Below are 13,533 nucleotides of genomic sequence, written 5' to 3' on the forward strand. Positions count from 1 at the left end.
GATGCGCTTCGTGCGCGAGAACGCCGCCGCGGTGCTCGTCTTCGCAGTGCTGATCGCGGTGTGGGAGCTCTCCTGCGAGTGGGGCGACGTGCCGACCTGGCTGCTGCCCTCGCCGAGCCGCATCCTCGTCGAGCTGTGGGGCGCGCGGGCGATATTGCCGCTCCATCTCTACACCACGACCATCGAGGTGCTGCTCGGCTTCTGCCTGAGCGTGGTGGTCGGCGTGCCACTGTCGATCCTGATCGTGCTGTCGCCGCTGGCGCGCAAGGTGGTCTATCCGATCCTCGTCGTGCTGCAGTCGGTGCCGAAGGTGGCGCTGGCGCCGATTCTGCTCATCTGGATCGGCTACGGCACCGAATCCAAGGTACTGATCGCCTCGGTGACGGCGTTCTTCCCGATCGTCATCAACACCTCGGCCGGCATGGCGGCGGTGCCGCGTGAGCTGCTCGAGCTCAGCCGCTCGCTCGACTCGCCCAGCCTCAAGGTGTTCTGGAAGGTCCGGCTGCCCTTCGCCATGCCCTATCTGTTCAGCGGCATGAAGGTGGCCATGGCGCTGGCGCTGATCGGCGCCGTGGTCGGCGAGTTCGTCGGTTCGGACCGGGGGCTCGGCTACCTGATCCTGACCTTCTCCAGCACGATGAACACCGCCCTCGTCTTCGGGGCGATAACGCTGCTGGCGATCCTCGGCATCTGCCTGTTCTATCTCGTCAGCGGCGCCGAGCGCCTTTTCTGCCCGTGGTATGTCGGCAATGACGAGGGCCGGCTCTAGAGGGCCCTCGACGCGGCACGGCGCGCACCACTCGCAATGGCGATGCGCCGATAGGATGTCCGGCCGACCCTATTTCGGCAGGGCGTAGGCGATCACCTCGTCGCCGATCGGCGTTTCCATGAAGTGGTGGCCGCCGGTCATGATGACGACGTATTGCCGGCCGTTGGCCTCGTAGGTCATGGGCGTCGCCTGCCCGCCCGCCGGCAGCTTGTCCTCCCACACCGTCTTGCCGGTCTCGATGTCGATCGCCCGGATCAGGTCGTCGGTGGCGGCGGCGATGAAGATCAGGCCGCCGGCGGTGACGAGCGCGCCGCCATTGTTGGGCGTGCCGATGTTCACCGGCAGCATGGAGGGTATGCCGAACGGCCCGTTGTTGAGCGCCTGGCCGAGGGGACGGTCCCACAGCGTCTTGCCCGACTTCAGGTCGAAGGCCTGGATGCCTCCATAGGGGGGCTGCTTGCACAGCAGGCCGGTGAAGGGCAGGCGCCATCCGGCATTGACGTTGATGGCGTAGGGCGCGCCCGCCTGCGGGTCGCCGGCGCCCTCGGCGCCGCCGCCGAGATCGCCGCCACGCGCCTCGCCGCGCGGCGTCCAGCCCAGCTTGTCGGCCTCCGCGCGCGGCACCAGCCGGTTGTAGTTCGGCATGTCGTTGTAGTTGGCGATGACGATGCCGCGCTTGGGGTCGACCGCCACGCCGCCCCAGTCCGAGCCGCCATTATAGCCGGGATACTCCACCGAATGGGTGTCGCTGGTCGGCGGCGTGTAGAAGCCCTTGTAGGACGCCTCGCGGAACTGGATGCGGCAGGCCATCTGGTCGATCGGCGACATGCCCCACATCGAGGCCTCGGTCAGGTCGGGCTTGCGCAGCGTGTGGTAGAGCGAGAAGGGCTGGGTGGGCGAGCGCTGGTCCGGCTCCACCCCGCCCTGCGCCACCGGCCGCTCCTCGACGCCGGTCAGCGGCTTTCCGGTGCGGCGGTCGAGGATGTAGATGTCGCCCTTCTTGCTGGGCAGCACCAGCGCCGGCACCGTGCCGTTCGCCGTCGGGTAGTCGACCAGCGTCGCCTGCGAGCCGAGATCGTAGTCCCACACGTCCTTGTGCACGGTCTGGAACGTCCACACCGGCTTGCCGGTGGTCACGTCGATCGCGGTGAGCGAGGAGCTGTAGGCGTTCTCGGCGTCCGAGCGGCTGCCGCTCCAGTAGTCGACGGCCGAATTGCCGAGCGGCAGGTAGACATAGCCGAGCGCCTCGTCGCCGGTCGCGGTGGTCCACATGTTGGGCGTGCCGCGTGTGTAGATCTTGCCCTCCGGCGGCGGGTTGGGCAGGTCCGGCTGGGTCATGTCCCAGCCCCAGCGCTGCGCGCCGGTGACCGCGTCGAAGCCCTTGATCACGCCCGACGGGGCGTCGCGCTTCTGGCCGTCGAGTATCTGGTGCCCGATCACGATCACGCCGCGCACGATGGTCGGCGCGGAGGTCATCGACACCATGCCGGGCACGATGCTGCCCATGTTCTGAGAGGTCGAGACCTGCCCGTCCTCGCCGAAGTCGGCGCAGGGCTTGCCGGTGCGCGCATCGACCGCGATCAGCCGGGCGTCGAGCGTGCCCTCGATGATGCGCGTCGCGCAGGCGGCATCCGCGCTGGCGCCCGGCACCACGTAATAGGCCACGCCGCGGCAGGCCGCCGTGTAGGGAATGGCCTGGTCCGGCACGCCGGGGTCGTAGCGCCAGCGCTGCTCGCCGGTCGCCGCGTCATAGGCGATCATGATGTTCTTCGGCGTGCAGACATAGAGCAGCCCGCCGACCTTGAGCGGCGTGTTCTCGGCGCCGTACTTGCCGGCGGCGAAGTCGGACTGCGGCATGTCGCCGGTATGCACCAGCCAGGCGCGCTTCAGCTCGCCGACATTGCCGGCGTTGATCTGGTCGAGCGGCGAGTAGCGCCGGGCGCTGTAGGTGCCGCCATAGGCGGGCCAGTTCTCGCCCACCTTCTGCAGCGAGGGCTCGCCCATGCCGGCCTCGGTGGCGCCGGGAACCGGGCTCTTCAGGAAGGACGGGGCGCTGTAGGCGATGGCCGCGCCGACCACGACCGCGATCACCAGCACGCCGACGATCGCGCCCCAGGCGGTGCGCCAGCCACAGGTGTAGGGCCGCATCGCCGGCAGCGCGGCGAGCACGAAGACGAGCAGCACCAGCGGCGCCACGGTGCGCGGCACCAGGGCCCAGCCATTGGCGCCGACCTCCCAGAAGGCCCAGACGACGGTCGCCAGGAAGACAATCACATAGAGCCAGACGCCGAGGCTTCGTCGCATCGCAATGAGCACGCCCGAGACCAGGAGGCCGGCTCCGGCGAGGGCGTAATAGGGTGAGCCGCCGAGGCTGATCAGCCACACACCCCCCACGAGCAGGGTGATGCCGATCAGCGCGAGGACGGCGCCGAGGATGCGAGTCGCCCACACGGATGCGGTGCGCGCGTGATGGATGTCTGACATGGTCGTTCCGCGCTCTTCTGGGGGGACAGTGCAGAAGAAACCGGCCCCGGGCGCGTATGGTTCCGGATTTTCTGCCCTTCCCCAGCGCGAAAAGACTACTTACCTACCGGCATTTGCGGGCTCCGAAGCAACCTGCCGCGACGTCAGCGGCGCCTTGAAGTTCCACGATTTCCGACGGCCTGCGCGGGCGGTGTGGAGGTCCCCGCCTATTGCGGCGGCGGCGTCATGATGGGCGCGACGCCCGGCCCGACGGCGAACTCGTCGCTGACGAAGCCGATCACCGCGAGAATGAGCAGCATGATGACGAGGACGATGAGAAGACCCCGCATCCCGTAGGCGCGGTGGCCGAAGAAACCTCCCCCGCCGAGCAGGAGGAGGATGAGGATCACGATCAGAAGGGTCTGCATGGCGCTCTCCCCGATGGCCTGTCCCAATTGGGCTTGTGCCGACTGGGCCCTGTCCCGGAACCATCACGGCAATGCGCCGCGCCGGCTCCCGGTTCCCGGCCGTCGGTTCCCCTGGGTCGCGGGCCGCGGTTCGCGTGTCGCGCTAGCGGATGCAGCTTATGGCGGCGGAGAAGGACTGGGCCTTCTCCGCGAGATCCGCCGATTTGAGCGCCTCGCCGGGCGCCCCGGCCGTATAGCCGACGCCCTTCGCCTCGAGGAAGCTGACGGCGATCGCCGTCTTGATGGCGAAATTGATGTTCTGCGGGATGTCGTCGGTCACGGCGGCGACGGCGACGGCGTTGATCTTCGACACCACCACGCCAACCACGTTGCCAGCCTCGTCGAGCAGCGGCCCGCCGCTGTTGCCGGGCTGCACTGGCGCCGAGATCTGCAGGCGCCGCGTATCGTCGCCCATGCCGGCGGTCGCGGTCACCGTGCCCTTGGTGAAGTTGCCCGAGCTCGCCAGCAGGCCGCTGAGCGGATAGCCGAACACGGCGACGTCCTCGCCGAGCCGCACGCCGCTGCGCAGCTTCGCGACGGCACGTGAGCGCGCACTGGTCCTCACCAGCGCCAGATCGTTGGTCTCGTCGCGCCCGAGCACGGTGCCCGGCGCCCCCTCGCCGCCGACGGCGACCGTCACGCTGGTGCAGCCCCTGACCACATGCGCGTTGGTCAGCAGCTCGTCGGCGGTGACGAAGAAGCCGGAGCCGGTGGTCTCTTCGGTCGCGTCGGGGTCCACCGGCGCCGCGTGCGCGATGGTCGGCTCGGCGCGCCGGTCGGGGGCCAGCGCGACCTCCGCGAGAGGTTCGGGCGGCGAACGGCGCTGGCCGAGCTCGTTCTCGGCGCGGAACAGGTCCGACATCACGGTCGACAGGCGCTCGCCATGGACGGGCGAATCCGACGGCCAGATCAGGGTGAAGCCGACGACGCCCCCCGGCGTCTCCTCGAAGCGCGTGTACTGGGACATCTGGCCCAGATGCGAGCTGATGACGAAGAAGTCCGGCTTCACCACCGAATAGTCGATGACGTGCTCCTTCAACGCGCCGGTGAGGACCTGATAGCCGAAGATGGCCGAGACGCGCGGGAGGTAGGAGAAGGAGACCGACACGTCGTCCTGCGCCGAGCTGAAGGAGAGGCCGCCATCGGTGCGGGCGACGAGCGGAGCGAGGCCGCTCGGCACCCAAAGCGCGGCGCGGGTGCCGGGATGCGTCACCCGCTCGAGCGACCACATGCGCAGCAGTGGCGAAGCGGCCTGCCGTAGCGCCTCGTAGTCGCCGTCGCCGACGATGCCGCTCGGCACCCGCCCGAGGTCGCGCTGGAAGGAGCGGATCGCCGCCATCAGCTTCGGCCCGAAGCTGTCGCCCGCCACGGCGGGCCAGTATCCGGTCACGGCGAGCAGCACCTGGATGTCCTGCTGCTTCTTCAGCGGCATGGCGAGGAAGGCCGCGCGGGCCTGCTTCAGGGTCGTGGAGGCGGGTGGCTGGGTCGCGGGTGGCTGGGTCGCGGCGGTCGGGCTCTCCCCGCCCGGCGCATCGCCATAGCCGGTCTCCTTCATGAAGCGGCGCAGCCCCTCGGGAAAGGGCAGCTTGCGGCGGCTGGCGGCCGGGCAATCCTTCAGCGCGACCGACACGGCGCAGGTGTCGAGGCCGAAATCCGAGTTGCGGTCGTAGAGCGGCAGCATGCGCTCCCAGGCCTCATTGCCCTCGCCGATCCGGGTCCTGGCCGCGACCCATGCGGCGAGGAAGCCGTTGGCGTGCCACTGGTCGGGCTCCAGCTTCGCGTAGAACTCCATCCACCGCGCGTCCTGCACCAGACGGTGGCGGAAGGCGGGGCGCATCGTCACCTCGTCGAGCTCGGTGCCGTCCAGCCGGTCGATGAGGATCGGCTGCATCGATCCGGCATAGGAATCAAAGGTGTAGAGGAAGCGCTCGTCGCCGCGGACGATCTCCGCCGCGCCGTCGCCGTCCACGTCCTCGAAGTCCAGCCCGCCGCCGTCCCGCGTGCCGAGATCGACGAAGCGCCAGTCGCCCGCGCGCGAGCGGGTGAGCGCGATCGAGGTCGTGCAGCAATGCGCGCCGCCGGAGAAGGCGTCGAACACGATCTCGGGCGTGGCGTTGGTCCGGTCGAGCTCGACCAGCGTGAGGGAGGATTCGTAGTCGACCGCCTCCGGGAAAGCGTGGCGCAGGTCGAACGCCACCCCGCCGGCGTCGCGGCCGACGAGATGCGCGGTCCATCCCTCCGGCGCGCGCTCGCGGGTGAGCGTGACGCTGAGGCCGTCCATCCTCGCTGTGCCGGGCGTGTCCTTGGTGACCGTCGCGCGCGCCTGCTCCACCTCGGAGGCGCGCCAGACGGTCTGCATGTAGCCCGAGCCCTTCGACAGCAGCGCGTCGGCCGGCAGGGGCGGCCAGTCGATCTGGCGGCGGATCGCCTCCAGCGTGCCCGCGCGCGGCTCCAGCGTGACGGCGTACCAGCCGTTCTTCGCCTTCACCACCCGCGCCTTGCCGCCATAGGCGCGCGCGATGCCGATGGCGACATCGATGTCGCCGGTGCTGGCGAGCGTGACCCAGTGCGTGCCGGGAGGCGGCACGAAGCTTTCGGCGGCGGCGATGGCGGGGCCGAGCGGGGCCGTCGCCGCGACGAGCAGCAGGACCGGAAGACGACGCGCCATGCCACCTTGCCCCCTCTCTGGAACCGGCAGCATACCGCCCGGGAAGGCCCCCGCAATCCCGAGCGAGAGGTATCGAAGAGCTACGGCGTATTGGCGTGCGGCCCGCGGTGCCGCGGGCCGGCCGGATGCGGCGTCACTCGAAGGGCGCGAACTGCTCGGCGCGCCATTTCAGCGCCGCGGAAAGTCCCTCGCTGCGGCGGATGGTGTCGAAGGTCTCGGCCTCGGGCGAGCCGACCGCGTCCATGCTGGCGCAGATCTCCGCGCCGTACTCGATCGCGTTGCGCAGGCCCATGATCTCGAAGCTCTGGTTGATGGCCCGCTTGTTCGCCTTCAGGCACTCCATCGACACGCGCGACATGCGCAGCGCGATCTTGCGCACCTCGGCGGCGACGTCGGCCTTGGGGAACACCTTGTCGACGAGGCCGAGGCGGAACGCCTCCTCCGCATCGATCGTGTCGCCGGAATAGATCAGCGCGCGCGAGCGCTGGCCGAGCAGCCACGGCATGATCATGGTGGCGATGCCGGCCGAGAAGCGCGCCTCGATGGCGGCGAACTTCGAGACGTCCGAGCAGTAGCGCATGTCGCAGCACATCGCGAATTCGAGCGCGCCGGCGAAGCAGAAGCCGTCCACCATGGCGATGACGGGCTTGGAGCAGTCCCACACCGAATAGGTGAAGGTGATGTCCTTGTGCATGCGCGCGCGCCAGTCGGCCAGCGAGCGCTTGGGCAGCTCGGCGGATTCCTTGATGTCGTAGCCGGAGGAGAACGCCTTGCCGCCCGCGCCGGTGATGATCGCCACCCGAACCTCCGGGTCCGCGTCGACCTCCTTCATCACGGCGATGATCTCGTCGACCAGCGGCTGGCTCAGCGCGTTGTGGCGGTCGGGGCGGTTGAGCGTGATCGTGGCAACGCGGTCTTCGACGTCGTAGATGAGATGCTGGTAGGTCATGATCACGCCTTCGCGGTGTGGGTTTCGAACAGCACGTCGACGCCGGCCACGCCATCGGGGCCGACGATGAGCGGATTGATCTCGATGGCGGCGAAACGGTCGGCCAGCGCCGCGCCGACCTCCGACAGGCGCGCGATGGCGCGGGCGGCGGCGTCGAAGTCGAACGGCGCCTTGCCGCGAACGCCGCGCAGCAGCGTGCCGGCGACGGTCTCGTCCAGCATCCGGCGCGCCATCTCCTCGTCGACCGGGCCCATGCGCAGGCTCGACTGCGCTGTGACCTCGACCAGCACCCCGCCGGGGCCGGCGAGGGTGAAGCTGCCGAAGCCGGGCTCGTTGCGGATGCCGAGGATCAGCTCGACGCCGGGGCTCGCCATCGCCTGCACCACCACCATCGCGTCGGGTCCCGCCCCGTTGGCGGCGAGGATCGCCGACAGCTCGGCGAAGGCCGCGCGCACGCCCGCCTCGTCGCCGAGGCCGAGCTTGACGAGGCCGAGCTCAGTCTTGTGCGGCAGCGAGGGCGCGACACCCTTCAGCACGACGGGGTAGCCATAGGCGGATGCCAGCGCGACGGCCTCGTCGGCGTCGGCGGCCTTGCCGGTCTGCACCATCGGCACGCCGGCCTCGCGCAGGAAGGCGAAGCGGGAGGGCTCGTCCTCGGGCAGCGGCGGCAGGGCAGGCGCCGGCGCGATCTCCCGCGCCAGCGGGGTGCGCAGCGCCTTGATGGCGGCGAGCGCGGGGCGCATGCCGGACAGATAGGCGATGCCGGCGGTGTCGAGCACCGCGCGCACCTCGGCATTCACGCCGGTGCCCGAGGTGTTGTTGATGAAGCAGAACCGCTTGTCGGTGGGGATCGAGCCGCAGATCTCGCCCATGATGATGGCGTAAGGCACGTCGCCACCGCCCTGGCCCGGCGCATCGACCGAGACGGCGACGATGCCGACGCTCGGGTCGGCGGCCAGCGCCTCCATCTGCAGCCGGAAGCGCTCGGCGTTGAAGCCGAGCCCCCAGGCGTCGAGCGGGTTGCCGATGCGCGAATAGGGCGGGAAGGCCGGGCGCAGTGCCGCCAGCGTCTCGGGCGCCAGCGGCGGATAGGGAAGGCCCATGTCGTGGCCGAGATCGGCGAACAGCGCCGCCTCGCCGCCCGACAGCGTGACGACCACCGTGTTCGGGGTCGGCGGCGGCGCCGGGTTGGCCGCCAGCAGGGTCGCGGTCTCCAGCATCTCGTCGAGATCGTGCACGCGGATGATGCCGAGCGCGTCGAAATAGGCGTCGTAGAGCTTGTCGTCGCCGGCGAGGCCGCCCGTGTGGGCCTGCACCGCGACGCGCCCGCCCTCGCTGCTGCCGAGCTTGACGGCGATCACCCGCTTGCCGGCTGCTGCGGCGGCTCGGGCGGCGGCGGCGAAGCGCTCCGGCTCGCGGATGGTCTCCACGAACAGCATGATCACCGACACGCGGGGATCGGCGGCGACGCTCGCCAGATAGTCGGCGACGCCGACCACAGCCTCGTTGCCGGCGGTGATGACATAGGCGAGGCCCAGCTTGCGTTCGTCCTCGCTGAGGATGATGGCGACCGAGCCGCTCTGCGAGATCACCGCCACCGGGCCGGGGCGGATCGGCGTCATGTAGCGCGGCGTCCAGATCGCGGCGCGGTCGTGCACGTTGACGAGACCGATATTGTTGGGGCCGGAGATCGCGATCCCCTCGGCGCGCGCCACCGCCTCGATGCGCTGCTGCAGCGCCACGCCGTCGGCGTCGCCGTCGGCATAGCCGTTGGCGTTCAGGAACAGCGCCTTGATGCCGAGCTTCGCCGCCTCCTCGACCAGATCGGGACCCGCCGTCGCCGGCACGGCGAGGAAGGCCGCGTCCGGCGGCTCCGGCAGCTCGGAGAGCGAGGGGTAGCAGGGAAGCCCGAGTATCTCCTCATAGCGCGGGTTGACCGGCAGGATCCGGCCCTCATAGCCCATGACCTGCAGGTTCTTGACCACGCGGGTGCCGGTGGCTTCCTCGCGCTGCGAGGCGCCGACCACGGCGATGGAGCGTGGGCTCAGCAGGCGTTCGATGGCACTCACAGGACTTTCCCTCCATCAGCGACGGACGGGGCGTCCGTGAAGATCTGATTGCGTTCGACCCAGGTCTCCAGGAACTGCGCCAGCCGCTCGCTGCCGGGGTTGCGGAACAGCGTCTGCGGCGGCCCCTGCTCGACGATGGCGCCGTGATCGATGAAGATCACGCGGTCGGCGACCTGCGCCGCGAAGCCCATCTCGTGGGTCACGACGACCATGGTCAGCCCGTCGTCGGCGAGCCGCTTGATGACCTGGAGCACCTCGCCCACCAGCTCGGGGTCGAGCGCGGAGGTCGGCTCGTCGAACAGGATCAGCTCGGGGTCGATCGCCAGCGCCCGGGCGATGCCCACGCGCTGCTGCTGGCCGCCGGAGAGCTGGTTCGGGTAGGCGTCGAGCTTGGCGGCGAGGCCGACGCGGTCCAGCACCTGGCGGGCCTTGGCCTCGGCCTCGGCGCGCGGCTTGCGCTGCACCACGACGAGGGGCTGGGCGACGTTCTCCAGCACCGAGAGGTGCGGCCACAGATTGAACTGCTGGAACACCATCGAGATGCCGCGGCGCACCCGCGCCACGTTCTCGCGGCTGTCGGGCACGCGCCGGCCCTTGAGGTCCTCGCGATAGCCGAGCAGGCGACCGCCCACCCGCACCTCGCCCTCGGCGAAGTCCTCGAGGAAGTTCACGCAGCGCAGCAGCGTGCTCTTGCCGGAACCGGAGGGGCCGATGATGCACAGCACCTCGGAGCGGTTCACCTCCATCGAGACGTTGTGCAGCACCTGGTGGGCGCCGTACCACTTCGACAGGTTGCGGACGACGACCAGCGGCTCGCGGTCCGGGGCGGCGGAGGTTGGGGTGGTCATGCCGATGTCTCCAGATACCGTGCGGCCCGGATCTCGGCGCGGCGTCCCAGCGAGGCGGTAAGCTCGACCAGGACCCAGTAGCCGACCGACAGGGCGAGATAGGGCTCGACGAAGGCGAAGGTGTCGAGGGTCAGTCCGGTCACCTGGAAGGTGAGCTCGGGCACGGTGATGATGGACAGGATCGCCGTGTCCTTGAGCACGAAGATCGCGATGTTCACCAGCGGCGGCAGCACCAGCACCAGCATCTGCGGCACCACGATGTGGCGCAGGGTCTGGCTGCGCGAATAGCCGAAGGCGCGGGCGGCGCCGATCTGTCCCGGCGGGATCGCCTCGAGGCCGGCGCAGACGATCTCCGTGCAGTAGGCCCCGCCATAGAGGCCGAGGCCGATGATGCCGGCCGGCAGCGCGTCGAGCGTGATGCCGATGGACGGGCCGGCATAGTAGAGCACGAAGAGCTGCACCAGCAGCGGCGTGCCGCGGAAGAACTCGACATAGGCGCGCACCAGCGCCTTGGTCGGCCGCCGCCCCGCCGCCAGCAGGAAGCCGAGCGGGGCGCCGATCGCCATCGCCAGCGCGCAGCCCGCCAGCCAGATCTCGACGGTGAGCAGGAAGCCGCTCAGCAGGCTCGGCCAGGCGTCGGTGAAGATGCTGAAATCGATCACAGCCGGAACTCCGGCCGGCCGCGCCGCAACCTGCCCACCGAACGGTGGCTGAAATGGGCGAGCGTCAGGTTGATGGCGAGGTAGATGAAGGCGATGGCCGGGTACCACAGCAGCGGCTGCACGTCGCGGGCGACGATGTTCTGCGCCACCCGGGTCATGTCCGCCACCCCGACGACGGAGACCAGCGAGGACGCCTTCAGGATGGCGATCATCTCGTTGACCATCATCGGCATGGCGGCGCGGATCGCCTGCGGCAGCAGGATGTGGCGCCAGCTCTGGTAGCGGGAATAGGAGAAGGCGAGCGCTGCCTCCCTCTGCCCGGCCGGAATGATGAGGAAGCCGCCGCGCAGATTCTCGGCCTGGTAAGCGGCCGTGCACACGCCGAGCCCCAGCGCCGCCGCCGCGAAGGACGGCAGCTCAAGCCCGACGAAGGGCAGCAGGTAGTAGATCAGCAGCAGCAGCACCAGCAGCGGCACGCCGCGGAAGAAGCTCACATAGAAATGCCCGAGCAGGCGGGCGATGCGGCTTCCCGACATGTTCGCCGCGCAGACCGGCAGCGCGATGGCGAAGCCGATGGCGATCGCGCACAGCGAGATCGCCACGGTGACGCCGGCGCCGGTCGCGATGAGGCGCAGCCCGGTCAGATAGGCGGAGTGGTCCAAGATCAGCCTCGTCCAGGTCCCGCGGTGCGGCGGGCAGGACCGGACGCGCGGCCCGGTCCTGCGTCGTCCGGTGGATCAGTAGTTGGGCTCGGGCACCTTGTCGTAGGGCAGGGGCATTTCCGCGCCGAACCACTTGATCTGCAGTTCCTTCATCTTGCCGTTCTTGTTGTACTTGGCGATGCCTTCGTTGATCGCCGCCAGCAGCGACTCGCTCTCCGGCTCCTTGCGCAGCGGCCAGGCCTGGTAGCTCGGCTGGCCGAAGGCGGGCTTCACGACCTCGAATTCGGGCCGGGTCTTGGCGAGATAGGTCAGGTTCGGCAGCGAGCCGGAGGCCGCGACGGTGCGGCCGGCGAGCACGTCGGCATAGGCGTTGGTGCTGCCGATATAGATCTTGATGTCCGCCGGCGGCTTCAGCGTGGCGGAGAACTCCTCCAGCGTCTTGAGCTGGGACGAACCCTTGGTGCCGCCCACCGGCTTGCCGGCGATGTCCTCGGGCTTGGTGATCGAGGTGTCGCCGGCGCGCTTCACCAGCGCGACCGTCGCGTCGCCGATCGGCAGCGTGAAGTAGTAGCGCTCCATGCGTGCCTTGTTGATGGTGGTACCGGCGACCACCATGTCGAACTTCTTGGCCTCGAGCGCGGGCAGGACGCTGGCCCAGGGAAGGTCGATCCACTTGACCTTCAGGCCCATGTCCTTGGCGATCAGGGTGATGAGGTCGACGTCGAAGCCGACCGGCTTATCGCCGTCGAGGAATTCGAACGGGGCGTACTGGAATTCGGTGCCGACGACGAGCTCGCCGCGCGCCTTGGCGTCGCTCAGGACGTCGGCCTGGGCGCCCACCGCCATGGCGGAGACGAACAGAACCGTTGCCACGCAACGCTTCATCACACCTTGCATGCTGAACATGATCGTTCCCCTTTGGTTGGGTCTCTGGAATTTTGTCGATGGCGGGCTTGGCTGCCCGCTTCAGTGTTCGGGAAGCTTGACGACGACGCGCCCCCGCACGGCGCCGCGTACGATGTCGGCCGCCTTGTCGGCGACCTCGCCCAGCCCGATCTCCTCGACCACCTCGCCCGGCAGGCCGTCGGGAAGCAGCTCCGACAGCCGCCGCCAGGCGGTGGTCCGGCGATCGATGGGGCAGCGCACGGAATCGATGCCGAGCAGGCTGACGCCGCGAATGATGAAGGGCATGACGGTGCCGGGAAGATCCGCGCCGCCGACCAGCCCGCAGGCCGCGACCGCCCCGCCATAGGCGGTGGCCGCCAGCGCCGAGACGAGGGTCTGCCCGCCGACCGTGTCGACCGCCCCGCCCCAGCGCTCGGACGCCAGCGGGCGGGAAGGCTGCGCGAGCTCGGCGCGCGGCACGATGGTCTCGGCGCCGAGTTCGCGCAGATAGGCCCCGTGCTCGGGACGCCCGGTGGCGGCGGCGACGCGGTAGCCGAGCTTCGCCAGCAGCGCCACCGCGACGCTGCCGACCCCGCCGCTCGCTCCGGTCACCAGAACCTCGCGGGCGCGGTCGATGCCGTGGCGCTCCAGCGCGTCGACGCACAGCATCGCGGTCAGGCCCGCCGTGCCGAAGCTCATGGTCTGTTCCAGCGACATCGCCTGCGGGCGCGCGACCAACCAGTCGCCCTTGGCCCGCGCCTTCTGCGCCATGCCGCCCCAGTTGGTCTCGCCCACGCCCCAGCCGGTCAGCACCACTTCGGCGCCGGCGGGAAAGCGCGCGTCGCGGCTCTCCTCGACCACGCCTGCGAGGTCGATGCCCGGCACCATGGGAAAGTTGCGCACGATCCTGCCCTTGCCGGTGATCGCCAGCCCGTCCTTATAGTTCAGGCTGGAATAGCGCACGGCGATGGTGACCTCGCCGGCCGGCAGGTCGTCGTCGCGCATCGTCTCGACGGAGGCCGTGGTCGCGCCGTCGGCCTGGCGCAGGACGAGGGCTTGGAATGCGTTACCGGACATGGGGCACCTGTGAC

11 protein-coding genes are annotated in these 13,533 nt (G+C 69.7%); 1 reads left to right on the forward strand and 10 read right to left on the reverse strand.

Translation table 11 applies throughout. From position 1 onward, the window contains the following. Positions 1 to 10: 10 nt before the first annotated feature. Positions 11 to 769 carry an ABC transporter permease gene (locus NVS89_RS06680; RefSeq protein ID WP_258731816.1) on the forward strand — a complete coding sequence of 253 codons (759 nt, stop codon included), beginning with the start codon at positions 11 to 13 and terminating at the stop codon, positions 767 to 769. 69 nt (positions 770 to 838) lie between these two features. Here the strand turns inward: NVS89_RS06680 and NVS89_RS06685 are convergent, their stop codons facing one another. From NVS89_RS06685 to NVS89_RS06730, 10 genes are all read right to left on the reverse strand, one after another. Next, a complete protein-coding gene (locus NVS89_RS06685) occupies positions 839 to 3,253 on the reverse strand; it encodes a membrane-bound PQQ-dependent dehydrogenase, glucose/quinate/shikimate family (RefSeq protein ID WP_258731817.1) in 2,415 nt (804 codons plus the stop codon). 206 nt (positions 3,254 to 3,459) lie between these two features. Continuing rightward, positions 3,460 to 3,660, reverse strand: a complete 201-nt coding sequence (locus tag NVS89_RS06690) for a DUF3309 family protein (RefSeq protein WP_258731818.1) — start codon at positions 3,658 to 3,660, stop codon at positions 3,460 to 3,462. 142 nt (positions 3,661 to 3,802) lie between these two features. Further along, positions 3,803 to 6,367 carry a serine protease gene (locus NVS89_RS06695; protein ID WP_258731819.1) on the reverse strand — a complete coding sequence of 855 codons (2,565 nt, stop codon included), beginning with the start codon at positions 6,365 to 6,367 and terminating at the stop codon, positions 3,803 to 3,805. Between the two features lie 133 nt (positions 6,368 to 6,500). After that, positions 6,501 to 7,316 carry an enoyl-CoA hydratase/isomerase family protein gene (locus tag NVS89_RS06700; protein WP_258731820.1) on the reverse strand — a complete coding sequence of 272 codons (816 nt, stop codon included), beginning with the start codon at positions 7,314 to 7,316 and terminating at the stop codon, positions 6,501 to 6,503. 2 nt (positions 7,317 to 7,318) lie between these two features. Continuing rightward, complete coding sequence (locus NVS89_RS06705) at positions 7,319 to 9,385, reverse strand: acetate--CoA ligase family protein (protein WP_258731822.1); 2,067 nt, start codon at positions 9,383 to 9,385, stop codon at positions 7,319 to 7,321. Then, complete coding sequence (locus tag NVS89_RS06710) at positions 9,382 to 10,233, reverse strand: amino acid ABC transporter ATP-binding protein (protein WP_309486176.1); 852 nt, start codon at positions 10,231 to 10,233, stop codon at positions 9,382 to 9,384. The genes NVS89_RS06705 and NVS89_RS06710 overlap by 4 nt, the downstream gene beginning before the upstream one ends. After that, positions 10,230 to 10,895, reverse strand: a complete 666-nt coding sequence (locus NVS89_RS06715) for an amino acid ABC transporter permease (protein ID WP_258731823.1) — start codon at positions 10,893 to 10,895, stop codon at positions 10,230 to 10,232. Before NVS89_RS06715 ends, NVS89_RS06710 begins: the two co-directional genes overlap by 4 nt. Beyond that, the gene (locus NVS89_RS06720) at positions 10,892 to 11,557 is read right to left on the reverse strand and encodes an amino acid ABC transporter permease (RefSeq protein WP_258731825.1); all 666 of its coding nucleotides are present in this window, start codon (positions 11,555 to 11,557) and stop codon (positions 10,892 to 10,894) included. The genes NVS89_RS06715 and NVS89_RS06720 overlap by 4 nt, the downstream gene beginning before the upstream one ends. A gap of 75 nt (positions 11,558 to 11,632) precedes the next feature. Continuing rightward, a complete protein-coding gene (locus NVS89_RS06725) occupies positions 11,633 to 12,430 on the reverse strand; it encodes a transporter substrate-binding domain-containing protein (protein WP_258731826.1) in 798 nt (265 codons plus the stop codon). Positions 12,431 to 12,523: 93 nt separating this feature from the next. After that, positions 12,524 to 13,519 carry an MDR family oxidoreductase gene (locus tag NVS89_RS06730; RefSeq protein WP_258731828.1) on the reverse strand — a complete coding sequence of 332 codons (996 nt, stop codon included), beginning with the start codon at positions 13,517 to 13,519 and terminating at the stop codon, positions 12,524 to 12,526. Between the last annotated feature and the right edge of the window lie 14 nt (positions 13,520 to 13,533).

Source organism: Ancylobacter mangrovi (genome assembly GCF_024752355.1).
Classification (GTDB): domain Bacteria; phylum Pseudomonadota; class Alphaproteobacteria; order Rhizobiales; family Xanthobacteraceae; genus Ancylobacter; species Ancylobacter mangrovi.

Excerpts from the sequence above, each read along its gene's own strand:
- NVS89_RS06690 (WP_258731818.1), bottom strand. The coding sequence starts at position 3,660 with ATGCAGACCCTTCTGATCGTGATCCTCATCCTCCTCCTGCTCGGCGGG.
- NVS89_RS06700 (WP_258731820.1), bottom strand. The coding sequence starts at position 7,316 with ATGACCTACCAGCATCTCATCTACGACGTCGAAGACCGCGTTGCCACG.
- NVS89_RS06710 (WP_309486176.1), bottom strand. The coding sequence starts at position 10,233 with ATGACCACCCCAACCTCCGCCGCCCCGGACCGCGAGCCGCTGGTCGTC.
- NVS89_RS06730 (WP_258731828.1), bottom strand. The coding sequence starts at position 13,519 with ATGTCCGGTAACGCATTCCAAGCCCTCGTCCTGCGCCAGGCCGACGGC.
- NVS89_RS06685 (WP_258731817.1), bottom strand. The coding sequence starts at position 3,253 with ATGTCAGACATCCATCACGCGCGCACCGCATCCGTGTGGGCGACTCGC.
- NVS89_RS06695 (WP_258731819.1), bottom strand. The coding sequence starts at position 6,367 with ATGGCGCGTCGTCTTCCGGTCCTGCTGCTCGTCGCGGCGACGGCCCCG.